Annotated in this window: 11 protein-coding genes; 1 reads left to right on the top strand and 10 read right to left on the bottom strand. The window is 68.4% G+C overall.

From position 1 onward, the window contains the following. Positions 1-85: 85 nt before the first annotated feature. The 9 genes from infB to ispG form a co-directional block, all read right to left on the bottom strand. Positions 86-2,872 carry a translation initiation factor IF-2 gene (gene infB, locus GO591_RS03925; RefSeq protein ID WP_157155610.1) on the bottom strand — a complete coding sequence of 929 codons (2,787 nt, stop codon included), beginning with the start codon at positions 2,870-2,872 and terminating at the stop codon, positions 86-88. 108 nt (positions 2,873-2,980) lie between these two features. Continuing rightward, on the bottom strand, positions 2,981-3,223 hold the full coding sequence (locus GO591_RS03920) for a YlxR family protein (protein ID WP_157155609.1): 243 nt from the start codon (positions 3,221-3,223) through the stop codon (positions 2,981-2,983). A gap of 28 nt (positions 3,224-3,251) precedes the next feature. Beyond that, a complete protein-coding gene (gene nusA / locus GO591_RS03915; protein ID WP_157155608.1) occupies positions 3,252-4,256 on the bottom strand; it encodes a transcription termination factor NusA in 1,005 nt (334 codons plus the stop codon). A 186-nt stretch (positions 4,257-4,442) separates the two neighbouring features. Further along, entirely contained in the window at positions 4,443-6,203 is a 1,761-nt protein-coding gene (locus tag GO591_RS03910; RefSeq protein WP_157155607.1) for a proline--tRNA ligase, read from the bottom strand. Positions 6,204-6,237: 34 nt separating this feature from the next. After that, the gene (locus GO591_RS03905; RefSeq protein WP_232466263.1) at positions 6,238-7,494 is read right to left on the bottom strand and encodes an MFS transporter; all 1,257 of its coding nucleotides are present in this window, start codon (positions 7,492-7,494) and stop codon (positions 6,238-6,240) included. A gap of 114 nt (positions 7,495-7,608) precedes the next feature. Next, positions 7,609-8,568 carry an NAD-dependent epimerase/dehydratase family protein gene (locus GO591_RS03900; RefSeq protein WP_157155606.1) on the bottom strand — a complete coding sequence of 320 codons (960 nt, stop codon included), beginning with the start codon at positions 8,566-8,568 and terminating at the stop codon, positions 7,609-7,611. Beyond that, positions 8,565-11,306, bottom strand: a complete 2,742-nt coding sequence (locus tag GO591_RS03895) for an alpha/beta fold hydrolase (protein WP_232466262.1) — start codon at positions 11,304-11,306, stop codon at positions 8,565-8,567. Before GO591_RS03895 ends, GO591_RS03900 begins: the two co-directional genes overlap by 4 nt. After that, the gene (locus GO591_RS03890) at positions 11,303-12,325 is read right to left on the bottom strand and encodes a 3-oxoacyl-ACP synthase III (RefSeq protein ID WP_157155605.1); all 1,023 of its coding nucleotides are present in this window, start codon (positions 12,323-12,325) and stop codon (positions 11,303-11,305) included. The genes GO591_RS03895 and GO591_RS03890 overlap by 4 nt, the downstream gene beginning before the upstream one ends. A 152-nt stretch (positions 12,326-12,477) precedes the next feature. Then, positions 12,478-13,635, bottom strand: coding sequence for a flavodoxin-dependent (E)-4-hydroxy-3-methylbut-2-enyl-diphosphate synthase (ispG, locus tag GO591_RS03885; RefSeq protein WP_198295552.1), 1,158 nt, complete (start codon positions 13,633-13,635; stop codon positions 12,478-12,480). A 316-nt stretch (positions 13,636-13,951) separates the two neighbouring features. Between ispG and GO591_RS03880 the strand changes: the two genes are divergently transcribed. Then, positions 13,952-14,236 (top strand): GIY-YIG nuclease family protein, encoded by a 285-nt coding sequence (locus GO591_RS03880; RefSeq protein WP_157155604.1) that lies wholly within the window; start codon positions 13,952-13,954, stop codon positions 14,234-14,236. A gap of 40 nt (positions 14,237-14,276) precedes the next feature. Here the strand turns inward: GO591_RS03880 and GO591_RS03875 are convergent, their stop codons facing one another. Further along, positions 14,277-15,332, bottom strand: coding sequence for an alpha/beta fold hydrolase (locus tag GO591_RS03875; RefSeq protein ID WP_157155603.1), 1,056 nt, complete (start codon positions 15,330-15,332; stop codon positions 14,277-14,279). Between the last annotated feature and the right edge of the window lie 81 nt (positions 15,333-15,413).

Here is a 15,413-nt window from a genome sequence, read left to right as displayed (position 1 = left end):
GTAAGTAGTTAATCGTCCCTGGACGGGAACGAAAGGAGCCGGCCGGGCCGCGACATGCGCGACCCGACCGGCTGAAGTCCGTGGCTTAGACCCGCGGCTTCTCCTTCATTTCGATCGTCTCGATCTCATCACCGATACGGATGTCGTTGTACTTGCCGAGGCCGATACCCGCTTCGAAGTCAGTCTTGACCTCGGTGACGTCGTCCTTGAACCGGCGCAGCGACTCGATGGCCAGTCCATCGGCGAGCACGACACCGTCGCGGATGACGCGGGCCTTCGCGTTGCGGGTAATGGTTCCCGACCGCACGATGACACCGGCGATGTTTCCGACCTTCGAGGAGTGGAACACCTCGCGGATCTCGGCGACACCGGACTGGACCTCTTCGTACTCGGGCTTGAGCATGCCCTTGAGCGAGTTCTCGATGTCCTCGATGGCCGCGTAGATGACCGAGTAGAACCGCACGTCCACACCCTCGCGGGCGGCACGTTCGCGGGCCTTGGTGTCCGGCCGCACGTTGAAGCCGATGATGATCGCGTTGTCGACCGTCGCCAGGTTGACGTCGGATTCGGTAACGGCACCAACACCACGGTGGATGATGCGCAGCTGCACGCTGTCGTCGACCTCGATCTTGAGCAGCGACTCTTCCAGGGCCTCAACGGCACCGGAAACGTCACCCTTGATGATGAGGTTGAGCGACTCGACCTTGCCCTCTTCGAGTGCACGAGTGAAGTCCTCGAGGCTGATGCGCTTGCGGGCCTTGGCCAGCTGCGCGTTGCGCTCGACCGCTTCACGCTTCTCAGCGATCTGACGGGCAGTGCGGTCTTCCTCGGTGACGATGAAGGTGTCACCGGCGCGAGGCACCGACGACAGACCCTGCACCTGAACCGGACGCGACGGGAAGGCTTCGGTAACCGAGTCGCCGTTCTCATCGGCCATGGCACGCACGCGGCCATAAGCGGTTCCCGCGACGATGGCGTCACCGACCCGGAGGGTTCCCGACTGGATCAGCACCGTGGCAACGGCACCGCGGCCCTTGTCGAGCTTCGCTTCGATCGCGATACCACGGGCGGACTTGGCGGGGTTCGCCCGCAGGTCGAGACCCGCGTCGGCGGTGAGCAGCACGGCGTCCATCAGTTCCTGGATGCCGATGTTGTTCTTGGCCGACACGTCGACGAACATGACGTCTCCGCCGTACTCCTCGGCGACCAGACCGTACTCGGTGAGCTGCTGGCGCACCTTGGCCGGGTTGGCGTCTTCCTTATCGACCTTGTTCACCGCGACCACGATCGGCACGTTCGCCGCCTGGGCGTGGTTCAACGCCTCAACCGTCTGCGGCATGATGCCGTCGTCGGCAGCGACCACGAGGATCGCAATGTCGGTGACCTGCGCACCACGGGCACGCATGGCGGTGAACGCCTCGTGACCGGGGGTGTCGATGAAGGTGATCGCGCGCTCGATGTTCTCGTGCTCGGTCCACACCTGGTAGGCACCGATGTGCTGGGTGATGCCACCCGCTTCACCCGCGCCGACGTTCGCCTGACGGATCGCGTCGAGCAGCCGGGTCTTACCGTGGTCGACGTGGCCCATCACGGTCACAACCGGCGGCCGGATCTCGAGCACCGAGTCATCCTCGTCCTCAAGCTCCTGGTCGAGGTCGATGTCGAAGCCTTCGAGCAGCTCCTTGTCCTCGTCCTCGGGCGAGACGATCTGGATCTTGTAACCCAGTTCCTCGCCGAGCACCTGGAAGGTGGCCTCGTCGAGCGACTCGGTCGCCGTGGCCATCTCACCGAGGTGGAACAGCACGGTGACCAGGCTGCCGGGGTTGGCGTTGATCTTGTCGGCGAAGTCAGAAATCGACGCGCCACGGCGCATCCGAACGACGGTGGTGCCGTCGCCGCGGGGAACGCTCACGCCGCCAAGCGACGGGGCCTCCCGCATCTCAAACTCTTGCCGCTTCGTCCGCTTCGACTTGCGAGCCTTGCTCTTACCGCCACCGCGACCGAACGCACCAGCGGTACCGCCGCCGGGGCCACGACCACGGCCGCCGCCACCTGCCGGGCGGGGAGCACCGAAGCCGCCACCGGCACCGGGACCACCGCCAGGGCGCTGGAAGCCGCCACCGGCACCGCCGGGACGACCGGCGCCACCTGGCCGCTGCTGGTGCTGAGCACCGCCGGGCTGGCCGGGACGGAAGCCGCCGGGACGCGGAGCACCCGGGCGGGGAGCGCCCGGACGTGGGGCCGCGGGACGCGGGATGGAGTTCGGGGTGGGGCGCTGCATGCCCTGGTTCGTGCTGAACGGGTTGTTGCCGGGGCGGGGACCGCCCGGGCGAGCCATGCCCTGGTTCGAGCTGAACGGGTTGTTGCCGGGACGCGGGGCACCGGGACGCGGGCCACCGGGGCTCGGGGCTGCGTCCTTGGCAGCAGCGGCAGCAGGCTTCGCACCGGGCTTGACCGCGTCGGTCGACCCGGTCTTCTCGCCGCCGGCCTTCTCGGCTGCAGCCTTCTCAGCGGCAGCGGCCTTCGCCGCGGCCTCTGCCTGAGCCTGACGCTCGGCGACCGACATCGGTGCGGCCGGGGTGGGAACCTCGGCGGCGGGTGCGGCCGGTTCCACCGGTGCTGCGGGAGCCGACGGAACGGCCGGTCCGGGCTTGGGCCCAGCGGGTCGCTTCGCGGCGGGTGCTGCGGGTGCGTCGCTCTTCTTGGCACCGTCCGCTTCGAGCGCTGCCCTGAGGCGGCGCGCTACCGGCGGTTCAATGCTTGAGGACGGTCCCTTGACGAACTCGCCCATTTCCTTGAGCTTCTCAAGGGCATGCTTGCTTTCGACACCGAATTCGGCGGCGATTTCGTGTACGCGTGGTTTGGCAGCCACATTTCTCCTGTCCGGGCCTGCGCCCTGGACAGGGGCAGACCGCTAATTACGCAACGGGTCTCATTTCGAGCCGCTCATTAGTTGTCCATAAGCCGTTTCAGCCTGTTCTTAACTGGTTGGTGGGTTGACCTGTGACACGTCGAGGTTTCCCTGCGCCTTCAACGCCCGACCGAAGGCCTTGCGTTTGAGTGCGGTGTCGATGCAGTCGCGGGTGGGATGCACCCACGCGCCTCGACCGGAAAGGGAAGCCGCGGCATCCGCTACGACCATGCCGTCACGTGACACGAATCTCATTAGATGTGATCGCGCATCCCGCTGCCGGCAACCCAGGCACGTTCTGACGGGTTCCATTGTAGACCCCTAAAGCTGGCCTACTGACCTACTGCTCGGGAACAGAGTCCGGCTGGATGTCGATCCGCGCTCCCGTGAGCTTCGCGGCAAGCCGGGCGTTCTGCCCTTCCTTGCCGATCGCGAGCGACAACTGGTAGTCGGGCACCAGGGCACGGACCGCCTTCATCGACTGGTCGACCACGTAAGCGTTGGTGACCTTGGCCGGCGACAGCGCGTGCGCGACGAAGGTGGCGAGGTCCTCGGAGTAGTCGACGATGTCGATCTTCTCGTTGTTCAGTTCAGCCGTGACCGCACGGACCCGCTGGCCGAGTTCGCCGATGCAGGCGCCCTTCGCGTTGACCCCTGGCTCGGTGGCGCGCACCGCGATCTTGGTGCGGTGGCCGGCCTCACGGGCCAGCGAGGTGATCTCGACGACACCGCTGGCGATCTCGGGCACCTCCAGTGCGAACAGCTTGCGCACGAGTGCAGGGTGGGTGCGGGACACCGTGATGGACGGCCCCTTCAGGCCCTTGGAAACGCTCGTGACGTACACCCGGATGCGGGATCCGTGCGTGTAGTCCTCGCCGGGCACCTGCTCCTCCGGCGGCAAGATGGCCTCGATGGTGCCGAGATCGACGTGCACCATCCGCGGGTTCGGGCCCTGCTGGATGATTCCGGCGACGATGTCACCCTCGCGACCACGGAATTCGCCGAAGACGGCGTCGTCGGCGATGTCGCGCAGGCGCTGGTTGATGACCTGCTTCGCTGCGAACGCCGCGATCCGGCCGAAGTCGCTCGGACTGTCGACGGCCTCGCCGATCTGGTTGCCCTCTTCGTCGAACTCGGGCACGTACACGGCAACGTGGCCGGTCTTGCGGTCTAGTTCAACCCGTGCGCGACGTTCGTCGTGCTCATGGTGCTCGTGGTGCTCGGCCGGGGCGGTGTGCTTGAGGTAGGCGGTCAGGATCGCCTGCTCGATGATTCGCACGAGCTCCTCGAACGGAATCTCGCGCTCGCGCTCCATGAGCCGCAGCACGCTCAGGTCAATGTCCACTGAGGGCCTCCACTATTCAGATTAGGGACGTCGGCCCAAGCGGGGCCGGATGTCGTCCCTCTACGGTACCCGAAACCGTTGGTCGAGCCTGCCGCCCAACAGTTGGTCGAGCTTGCCGCCGACCGTTGGTCGAGCTTGCCGCCGACCGTTGATCGAGCTTGCCGAGATCCCGGCCGACAAAACGGCTCAGCGAAGCTTGTCGGCGACCTCAGCCACGGCGACGGCTTCCCGCTCCCCCGTACGGCGATCCCACAGCTCGACGGTGCCCTCGGCGGCGGTGCGGCCGACGATGACGATCTTGGGCACCCCGATCAGTTCGGCGTCGCCGAACTTCACGCCGGGCGACACCTTCGGCCGGTCGTCGTAGAGCACATCGAATCCGGCGCTCTCGAGCGCTGCCGACACCTGCTCGGCCACCTCGAACACGACTGCGTCGCGTCCGGTGGCGACCACTTGAACGTCGAACGGGGCGACGTTCGCCGGCCAGATGAGGCCCTTGTCGTCGTTGTTGGACTCGGCGATCACGCCGAGCACCCGGGTGACGCCGATGCCGTAGGAGCCCATGGTCACGGTCACGAGCTTGCCGTTCTCGTCCAGCACCTTCAGGCCGAGCGCCTCGGCGTACTTGCGGCCGAGCTGGAAGACGTGTCCGATCTCCATGCCGCGGGCCGTCTCGATCGGCCCGGAGCCATCCGGCGCGGGGTCGCCCTCGCGCACCTCGGCGACCTCGACGATTCCATCGCCGATGAAGTCACGGCCGGCGACGAGGCTGTGGACGTGCTTCTCGTCAAGGTTCGCGCCGGTGACCCATTCGGTTCCATCGGCAATGCGGGGATCGAGCAGGAACCGGATGCCGCTGACCGACTTCTCGCCGAGCATGGGTCCGTCGGCGTTCCAGGGTCCGATGTAGCCCTTGACCAGGGCGGGGTGCTTGGCGAAGTCCGACTCGGTCGCTGCTTCCACCTCGGCCGGGGCGAACGCGACCTCGGCGCGCTTCAGGTCGATCTCCCTGTCACCGGGCAGGCCGACGACGACCAGCTCGCGGCGGCCGTCGAGGTGCACGAGGGTCAGCACGACGTTCTTCAGCGTGTCCGCCGCCCGCCACGGGCGATCCGTGCGCGGCAGGTCCGCGTTCAGCAGGTCGACCAGGCTCAGGATCGTCGGCGTGTTCGGCGAATCGAAGATGACCGGTGCTGGCTTGCCGTCGACCGGCAGCGCCTCTGGCACGGGCGTCACGTACGCCTCGACGTTGGCGGCGTACCCGCCGGCTGAGCGGACGAAGGTGTCCTCGCCGACCGGGGTCGGGTGCAGGAACTCCTCGGAGCGGGATCCGCCCATGGCGCCCGCGTCGGCCTTGACGATGACGTACTCGAGGCCGAGCCGCTGGAAGATGCGCTCGTACGCGTCGCGCTGGGCCTGATACGAGACATCCAGCCCCGCGTCGGTGTAGTCGAAGGAGTACGCGTCCTTCATGGTGAATTCGCGGCCGCGCAGCAGGCCGGCGCGCGGCCGGGCCTCATCGCGGTACTTGTCCTGGATCTGGTAGATCGAGAGCGGCAGGTCTTTGTATGAGGAGTACAGGTCCTTCACCGTGAGGGTGAAGACTTCCTCATGGGTGGGCGCGAGCAGGTAGTCGGCGCCCTTGCGGTCCTGCAGCCGGAAGATGCCGTCGCCGTACTCGGTCCAGCGGTTGGTGGCCTCGTACGGTTCACGCGGGAGCAGTGCCGGGAAGTGCACTTCTTGCGCGCCGGCGGCAGCCATCTCCTCGCGGATGATGTTCTCGATCTTCCTCTTCACCCGGAGGCCGAGCGGCAGCCAGGCGAACACGCCGGGCGCCTGGCGGCGAATGTAGCCGGCCCGAACGAGCAGCTTGTGGCTGGTTACCTCGGCGTCGACGGGGTCTTCGCGGAGGGTGCGGACGAACAGCTGGGAGAGACGAGTGACCACCCGGCTATCTTAGGCGGCGGCATCCGCTCGCCTGTCACGCCGGGACGGCCACCCGGGGCCGCATGATCAGCGTGAGCACGACCACGGCAACCAGCGCCAGCACGAACGCGTTCAGCAGTCCGTATCCGAAGCCGGCCATCACCACGCCGGCGAGTGCGCCGCCGACGGCACCGCACAGGTTCATGGTGGTGTCCGAGACGCCCTGCACCTTCGGCCGTTCGAGCAGGTCGACCGACTCGGTCAGCATCGCCGAGCCGGCCACCGTCGAGGCGGACCAGCCCAGCCCGATCAGGGCCAGCGCGATGGCGACGAAGACGTGCTCTTCCTGGCCGAGCCAGTTGGTGACCAAGGCGAGGGCCAGCAGTGCCTGGCCGAGCAGGATCACCGCCGGTCGTCCCAGCTTGTCGCTCAGGATGCCGAACACCGGTGACAGGCCGAACATGCCTGCGGTGTGCAGGCTGATCGTGAAGCCGACGAGTGCGACCGTGCCGCCGTGCTCGGTGATGTGCAGCGGGGTCATCGCCATCACCGAGACCATCGACATGTGGCTGAGCGCGATTGCGAGCATCGCGGTCGCTGCCGTCGGGTGTTCACGCAGGATGGCGAGGATGCCGCGGGCGGCGACCGGCGCGCGACCGGGTTCGGGTGGGGCTTCCTTGAGCCCGATCGCCACGGCGGTCAGCAGCGGGTCGGGGCGGAGCATGGTCAGGAAGAGCACCACCGCCGCGATCTGGCAGATGATCGCGAACACGAACGCGCCGGTGTATTGCGGCATGCCGAGCGCCGCTCCGAGCGCCTCACCCGGGGCGAGCAGGTTCGGGCCGATGACGACACCGATCGTGGTGGTCCAGACCACGAGCGACAAGTCCCGGCCGCGGCGATCCGGGGCTGCCAGGTCGGTGGCGGCGAACCTCGATTGCAGGCCGACGGCGACGGAACTGCCGAGCATCCCCATGCCAACCAGCAGCAGAAGAAAGACGTCGATTATCACCGAGAACACCACGACCACCGCGCCGAGCGCGGCGATGGCCGCGCCGAGGGCGAGGGCGATACGACGTCCCCGCCGGGCAGCGAGCCGGGCGAGCGGGATGGAGGCGACCGCGGCCCCGAGTGTGGACATGGTGGCGGCGAGGCCCGAGAGGGCCGCATTCCCCGAGACCGCCTCGGCGAGCAGGGCGCCGAGCGACAGGGTCGCGCCGACACCCAGGCCACCGAGCACCTGGCCGATCGACAGCACCAGCACCGTGCGACGCTGCAGCGCGGGACCCGCTTCTGAAGCGAAGTTGCTCACTTGCCCAATGCTAGGCACCTGCGGCGTCGATGGCGGTGTTTTCTGTCGATGGCGAATGCCGAGAACATCAGCTCCGGACAGAAAGCTCGCGCCGGCGGGTATGGCGGGAACAGCTCAGTAGGAGGCGGCCAGCCTGGTGAGGCCCTCGTCGAGGCTGACCATGGGCTGCCAGTGCAGCGCGGCGCGGGTTTCGCGCTGGTCGAACCAATGCGCGGTGGAGAGCTGTTCGGCAAGGAACCGGGTCATCGGCGGTTCGTCCAAGCCCGGGCGCGCCGCCCAGATCGCCTCGACCACTCCCCCAGCCGCCCTGGCGAGCCGGGCTGGCACCCGCCAGTGCGGCGGGGTGACGCCGGCGGCGGTGCAGATGCCATGCAACAGTTCGGCGACGGTGCGCGGTTCGCCGTTGCTCACCACGTAGGCGCGGCCGTGCGCGATGTCGGCGTGCTGCAGGGCGGCGAGGATGCCCGACACGGCATTGTCACGGTAGGTGCTGTCGATGAGCGCCGCGCCGTGGTCGAGCAGGGGCAGTCGGCCGCGTCGGGCGCGATCGACGATGCGCGCGACCAGTTGGGTGTCACCTGGCCCCCAAATCAGATGGGGCCGCACCACCACCACCCGCAAGTCGGCATCGTCGGCGGCGAGCGCCAGCAACTCGCCCGCGGCCTTGCTGCGGGCGTAAGGGCCGCGCGCCCGTTCCGGGTTGGCCGGGCCGGCTCCGTCGCCGGCGATCGATCCGCCGACGTGCGCAACCGATGGCGACGAAATGTGCACGAACCGGCGCACCCCGGCGCGGCGGGCGGCGGCAAGCAGGTTGGCGGTTCCGGTCACGTTCACCGCCTGGTACTCGGCCGCTGGGCCGCTGACCGAGACCTTCGCAGCCAGGTGGATCACCGCATCCGTGCCCTCGGTGGCTGTGGCGACCGCGACTTTGTCGGTGATGCTGCCGAGCACGTCCTCGGCGCCGTCGACGTCTGACGGCCGGCGCTGGAGAGTGCGTACCCGATGCCCGCCGACCAGGGCGCGGGCGACGTCGCGGCCGAGCAGGCCGCTGGCGCCGGTGACCAACACTCTCATGGTCGGCCCAGCCTCTCGCCCGCGAGTACCGAGGCGGCCCAGGCGGCCAGCCGGGTGCGGTCGATCTTGGAGTTGTGTCGGATGTCGGTGGGCAGCTCTGGCACGAGCAGCACCGCGGCGACCGGCACGGCGGCGACCTGCACGGCGTCGGCCGACGCGGTGACCGGCACCGCGGCGGCTTCACGCACTCGCGCGGTGAGTTCGGCCGGCGCCAGCCGGGGCATGCGCACCGGCGGGACGGCCTCGGCGACGATGACCGGCTGCTGCGTTCCCGCCGGTCCGATGCCGACCAGGGCGGCGCGGCCGAGGCCGGGCACTTGTTCGACGCGCTGCTCCGGGCCTACCGGAGTGAGCACGCCGGCGGCGGTGACGACCACGTGGTGGAGCCGGCCTTCCACCCACAGCCGGCCGGACACATCCAGATGTCCGACGTCGCCGGTGCGGTGCCAGCGCTCGCCGGCGGGGGTGTCACGCACGCTTTCGTGCTGGGTGAGCCAAAGCCGGTAGTAGTGGTCTTTGATGTGCGGCGCCGAAACAAGGATCTCGCCGGTGATCCCGGGCGCGGCGGTCGGATCGCCGCTCGCGGTACCGTGGCGGTCGAGCGGGCTGATCAGCACCCGGCTCGGCCCGGTCGGCCTGCCCACGCAGACGCCGTCGCCGCCGCCCACCTCGCGCAGCTCGTCAAGTGTGATGTCGGTGACGAGAAGCGCCTCTGTCATCCCGTAAGGCGTGTGGATGCGGGCGGCCGGGAATGTGGTCGCCACTCGTTCCAGCAGGGCAGCCGAGAGCGGGGCGCCGGCGGAGAGCAGGGTCTGCACCCGGTCTAGGGCGGCCCGTTGGTGGCGGGTGAGTCGCGAGCGGGTGCCGTAGACGCTGGTCAGCGCGGCGGGCGAGGCGAAGACGATGCGGGCATCGACCGCGGCGGCGGCGTCGGCGAGAGCGGCGGCGGTGAGGCTGCCGGGGGCGGTGACATCCATATCAGGAGTCACCGAGGCGGCGCCGAGCGCGGGACCGAGCAGCGCGAACGGGGCGAAGCCGGCGACCAACCCTGTGCCGGGGGTGACCTCGTACTCGGCGGCGACGGTCGCCGCAAGGGCGGAAAGCTGGCGGTGGGTGTAGACCACGCCCTTGGCAGGGCCGGTGGAGCCTGACGTGAACAGGATCGCAGCCTGGGCGTCGGGGTCAGGCTGGGGAGGGAGCGGTGTCGCGATAAGTGCCTGACGGCCGGAGGCGGCAAGGTCGGCGAGGCTCGCACCGACGCCGAGGGCGCGGGCGGCGGGGCGCGGCAGTCGGCGGGTGCTGATCCGCTGGCCGGGCCAACCCAGCGCGGTCGCGGCGATCAGGGCGCGGTCGATGCCGATGATGTGGTCGGGCCGGGCGCCCCGCACCGCGCGGCTGAGGCCGTGCACCCCGAGGCCGGCGTCGGCGACCACGACGACGGCGCCGATACGCAGGCAGGAGTAGAGCACGGCGGTAAGGTCGGCGCCGGCCGGAACCAGCACCGAGACTCGGTCGCCGGGACGTACCCCGTGCGCGAGCAGCCCGGCCGAGAGTTCGCGCACCCGGCGGCTGAGCAGCCGCCAGCTGATTTCGCGCGGGTGCTGGCGCTTTCCCAAGCTCGGACGCGTACCGCGCTGGCGAACGCTGCTGGAGTTTGCCCTCGCGCTTCCGCGCGGCGCCATCTCGATGAGCGCGGGAAGGCTGCTCTGGGCAAGTTCGTCGAGGTAGTGCCAGAGCGGGTGAGGAGCGCCCGGGCTTCGAGACGCGCCCTGCGGGCGCTCCGGGGCCACCGGGGTGCTGTCAAGCCTGGGAAGCACCTGGTCGGCGAGCCAGGTCAGCACGGCCGGAGCGAATGCAACGTCCTCGGCCAGCAGATGCCCCGCCCGTTCAAAGCGGTGCACATCGGCGTGCGGCATTCGTTCGAGCAGATCGTCGAGGTAGCGATCGCCGAAGACCGGATCGCGCGGCCCCCACAGCATCAGCGCTGGAACCTGAAGCGACCGCACCTGCTCGGCGATCCGGTCGAGGATGGCGCGGCTGGGGTGCCGCTCGTCGACCGGGATGTCGGCGACGAACTGGCCGATGCCACGCCGTCGCTTTGCGGTGCGGTACGGAGCCCGGTACGCGGCGAGGGTCGCCGGCGCAAGCGGCTCCCGGGCGAGGCCAAGCGCGGCCTCGAGGAAGGCGGGGGTGCAGACGGTCGCGGGCACCCGCAGCGGTCGGGCCAGTGCCAGCCGCAGCAAGGCCGGCACCGGCGCCTGCCCGGGCTGGTGCACTGCGGTGTTCAGCAGGATGACACCCCCGAGCCTCGACCGATGCTCGACCGCCCACCCCAGCGAGATCACTCCACCCCAGTCGTGCCCCACGGTGACGACCGGGCCGTCGATGCCGAGCGCGTCGACCAGGTGCGCGAGGTCGTTCCCGCGGGTGACGAGGTCGCGGCGGATTCCGGTGCGCTCCGAGAAGCCCATCTCGAGCTGGTCTGGGGCAACCACCCGCCACGCGGCATCGCTCGCCGCGCCGACCAACTCGCGCCACAGGTACGACCAGGTCGGGTTTCCGTGCACGCACAGCAGCGTTCCGACCGGCGTTACGCCGCGCTCGGCGAGTACAACCGCGTTATCCAGAACGTGCCACTCTCGCGGAATGCCGGCGGCATCCGGCGCCTTGACCCGCCGTGACAAGCGGGGATCGATATCAGCTGCGGGGCCGCGGCCGGGCAGGGCGGGGGCGGTCACCAGCGGATCTCGGTCATCGCGGTGTTCAGCCCGGAGCCGACACCCATGCAAAGCACGCGGTCGCCGGGATGCAGCGACGGCGCCTCCGCGGCGAGGGTCATCGGCAGCGATGCCGGGCCGACGTTGCCCCAGTTCGGGAACGTGGTGGGCACCCGCTTGGGGTCGAGGCCCGCAGCCTTGATGATGCTGCTGGTATGCACCGACGACACCTGGTGGGTGATGTAACGGTCCATGCGGCCCCAGTCCCACTCGGTCTTGGCCTCGTTCCAGGCGGCGAGCACCAGTTCGAGGCCGCTGGTGAGCAGGCGCTTGGCATCGGTGTACATGCCCTTGAAATCACCGACGCAGAGATTGTGGTGCTCGGTCGCGGCGCGGGCGATGCCGCCGAGGATGCGGTGCCCGGCCGGGTGCACATCGCTCGGGCCGAGCACCGCGGCGGCCGCGCCGGAACCCAGGGTGAGGCTGGCGAATTCTTCGATGAACGCATCCCGAGTGAGATCCATGCTTGACAGGCGCTCGAGGGTGTTCTGATGCAGCTCGTTGGCGTCTTCCCCATCGACTATCACGGCATAACGGATCTGCCCGGCCTCGATCAGCTGCGCGGCCAGGCTCATGCCGTTCACGAAGCCGAGACAGGCGTTGGTGATGTCGAAGTTCATCGCAGACGAGGGCAGCGCGAGGCCATGATGGATGGCGACCGCAACCGATGGTTCGAGGTGTCTGCGGGTGACCGAGGTATTGATGAGCAGGCCCACCTCGCTGGAATCGACCTGGGCGTCGGCGAGAGCGCGGCGGGCGGCGAGCATGGCGGCTTCGTCGAAGCTCATGGTGGAGTCCCAGGCGCGACGCTCGTAGACGCCCGCAAGACGCTGAAGCAGACCCTTCGGCAGGTGCAGCCGCTTGAGCGAGGAACGAAGTCCGTTGTCGATCTCGGCAGAGGTGACAACGACCGGAGCTATCGTGGCGGCGACCGCCAAAAGCGAGGTGTTGCTGTGCCGGAAGTTGGAATTGCCGTTCACATAACCCTGCCTTCGCCGAGGGTGTGTCCCAGCCTACCCAGAACGAGGCTTCTGTGAATTCCTGACTTCTATGGGTTCGGCGTCCGGAAGGCGGGCCGTTGAGCGGGATCGCGTGGGCTGGGGCCAGACCGACCAGATCGCGCGGGCTGGGCTCAGTGGCCGACCGTGACGACGGGGTCTCCGGTGGAGGTGTCACTCGCGGGCATCTCGGACGCGATCCGGTTCGCTTCATCGATCAGGGTCTGCACGATCTCGGATTCCGGCACGGTTTTGATGACCTCGCCCTTGACGAAGATCTGGCCCTTGCCGTTGCCGGAGGCGACACCGAGGTCGGCCTCGCGTGCCTCGCCGGGGCCGTTCACGACGCAGCCCATGACGGCGACGCGCAGCGGAACGGTCATGCCCTCGAGGCCCTTGGTGACGTCGTCGGCGAGCGTGTACACGTCGACCTGTGCCCGGCCGCAGCTCGGGCAGGAGACGATCTCAAGCTTGCGTTCGCGCAGGTTCAGCGACTGCAGGATCTGCAGGCCGACCTTGACCTCTTCGACCGGCGGGGCGGACAGGGAGACGCGGATGGTGTCGCCGATGCCCTCGGAGAGCAGGATGCCGAACGCTGTGGCGCTCTTGATGGTGCCCTGGAAGGCGGGGCCCGCCTCCGTGACTCCGAGGTGCAGTGGCCAGTCGCCGCGTTCGGACAGCAGCCGGTAGGCCTTCACCATCACGATCGGATCGTTGTGCTTGACCGAGATCTTGAAGTCGTGGAAGTCGTGCTCCTCGAACAGGCTCGCCTCCCAGACGGCGCTCTCGACGAGGGCTTCCGGGGTGGCCTTGCCGTATTTCTGCAGCAGCCGCGGGTCGAGCGATCCGGCGTTGACGCCGATGCGGATGCTGACTCCTGCTTCCTTGGCGCGCTTCGCGATCTCGCCGACCTGGTCGTCGAATTTGCGGATGTTTCCGGGGTTCACTCGAACGGCGGCGCATCCCGCGTCGATTGCCGCATACACGTAGTTCGGCTGGAAGTGGATGTCCGCGATCACCGGGATCTGGCTCTTCTTGGCGATGATCGGCAGCGCCTCGGCGTCATCCCGGCTGGGCACCGCGACGCGCACGATGTCGCAGCCCGAGGCGGTGAGCTCGGCGATCTGCTGCAGGGTCGCGTTGATGTTGGTCGTCGGCGTCGTGGTCATCGACTGCACACTGACGGGGGCGTCTCCGCCGACCAGCACCTTCCCCACCTTGATCTGGCGCGTCTTGCGACGGGGACTCAGGACTTCGGGGACCTTGGGCATACCGAGATTGACTGCTGGCACACCCCTAGCTTACGTCCGCCCAGATGAACGCCCGCTGGCTTCCGCTGAGCTGGCCCTCTCCGTTGGTCGAGCCATCCGCTGGTCGAGCCATCGCGCTGGTCGAGCCATCGCGCTGGTCGAGCTATCCGCTGGTCGAGCCTGCCGAGACCCCGCCTCAGTATCCGCTGGTCGAGCCTGCCGAGACCTCACCGTCCCTCCGCTGGTGTCCCCCTCCCGCTGGTCGAGCTTGCCGAGACCCTCTCCTCCACACCGGCCAACCAATCACCTCCGCAACCGAGCACGTCTCTCCCCCACGACTGCGCGCCATTGTCGCCCTATGCCCTTCATGTACATCCTCGAGTGCTCCGACGGTTCGTATTACGTCGGCAGCACATGGGATCTCTCCGTGCGGTTCGAACAGCATCAGGCAGGGTCAGTACCTGGGTACACCGCACGACGACTCCCGGTGAAGCTCGCGTACGCGGAGGAGTTCAACCGCATCGACGACGCCTACGCGCGTGAGAAGCAGGTGCAGAACTGGTCCAGGGCGAAGCGGCGCGCGCTCATTGATGGGCGGATTGACGACTTGCGGAGGCTGAGTCGCGGGGGCGGCTCGGCTTAGCGGGTCTCGGCAAGCTCGACCAGCGGAAGGCGCCCCGCGATCAGACGCCGATGTGCTCGCGCAGTGCTTGGTTGAAGAGGTCGGGGTACTCGAGGAACGGCGAATGGCCGCAGTCCTCAAGGGCCAGCTCGCGGTAGGTGCCACCGTTGGCCTGGTACTGCTCGAGCACCGCCCGGGTTTGCTGGATCATCGGCTGCGCCGGCGCGACATCCTCGCCCGGCCAGCCGGGCACGGCGCCGACCTCGCCGAGCACATTCATGTCGTAGAACGAGTGGTCGCCCACGATGGCGTCATCGACGCCGCGCACCCAGAGGATCGGCGGCTTTTTCGCGACATTCACGATCTCGGTCACGTTGTAGTGCACCGGCGACATGGTGTTCAGGATGCCGGTGTCCCCCGCCGCGAAACCGGGCCAGTTGTCCGAGGGGACCGACGTGCCGGGATAGTTGCCCGGGCCGGTCTTGGTCGACAGCATCGACTCCACCCAGATGTCCTCATGGGGCAGGTTCTCCGGGTGCTTAACGTACATGGCGCGATAGACGACGCGCGGCGACGTGGCCCCGTCCTCGGAGGTGTCGCCCGCCTCGAGCCGGGCGATGAAGTCAGGGTTCACCGCGCCGCCGCCGGTGCCGGCGCCATCCGCGGTGAGCACGCGCCCGTCGGCTCCGGTCGAGCCGCCAAAGCCATACGGCGACACCGGGGCGATGATGGTGAGCGTCTCGACCGACTGGCCGTGGTCGAGCAGGTACTGGAACATGACCCCAGCGCCCATGCTCCAGCCGACGAAGTGCGCCCGGTGGATGCCCAGTTCGGTGAGCACTGAGGCGACGTCATCCGAATAGTCCCGCAGTCCCCGCGTCGCGTCCACCGGCAGCGTCTCGCTGTCGCCGAACCCGCGCAAGTCGATCGCGATTCCGCGTACGTCCTCGGGCAGCGCCAGCATGGTGGGCTGGAAGAACAGCGACGAGGAGACGTTGCCGTGGATGAACACCACGGTTTCGGCGTCGCCCGCGGCGGGCTTTTCGAGCACATTGGCCCTCAACCGCGGCGTTGCCACCGTCCGCTTCGCGATGCCATCGAACAGGGTCTTCACCATTGGAGCTCTCCTTCGTCATTGAAAGATGCGTGAGTTAGCCGAAAATGCTAGTGCGGTGGCCCTGTGACTAGCATTTCGGCT

It is taken from the genome of Diaminobutyricimonas sp. LJ205 (genome assembly GCF_009755725.1).
Classification (GTDB): Bacteria; Actinomycetota; Actinomycetes; order Actinomycetales; family Microbacteriaceae; genus Ruicaihuangia.
Note: the sequence above shows the minus strand (reverse complement) of the source record. Positions and strands in the feature narration are given on the sequence as shown.

Coding starts and splice junctions, on each gene's coding strand:
- GO591_RS03880 (WP_157155604.1), top strand. CDS start 13,952: ATGCCCTTCATGTACATCCTCGAGTGCTCCGACGGTTCGTATTACGTC.
- GO591_RS03920 (WP_157155609.1), bottom strand. CDS start 3,223: ATGGAACCCGTCAGAACGTGCCTGGGTTGCCGGCAGCGGGATGCGCGA.
- GO591_RS03900 (WP_157155606.1), bottom strand. CDS start 8,568: ATGAGAGTGTTGGTCACCGGCGCCAGCGGCCTGCTCGGCCGCGACGTC.
- GO591_RS03875 (WP_157155603.1), bottom strand. CDS start 15,332: ATGGTGAAGACCCTGTTCGATGGCATCGCGAAGCGGACGGTGGCAACG.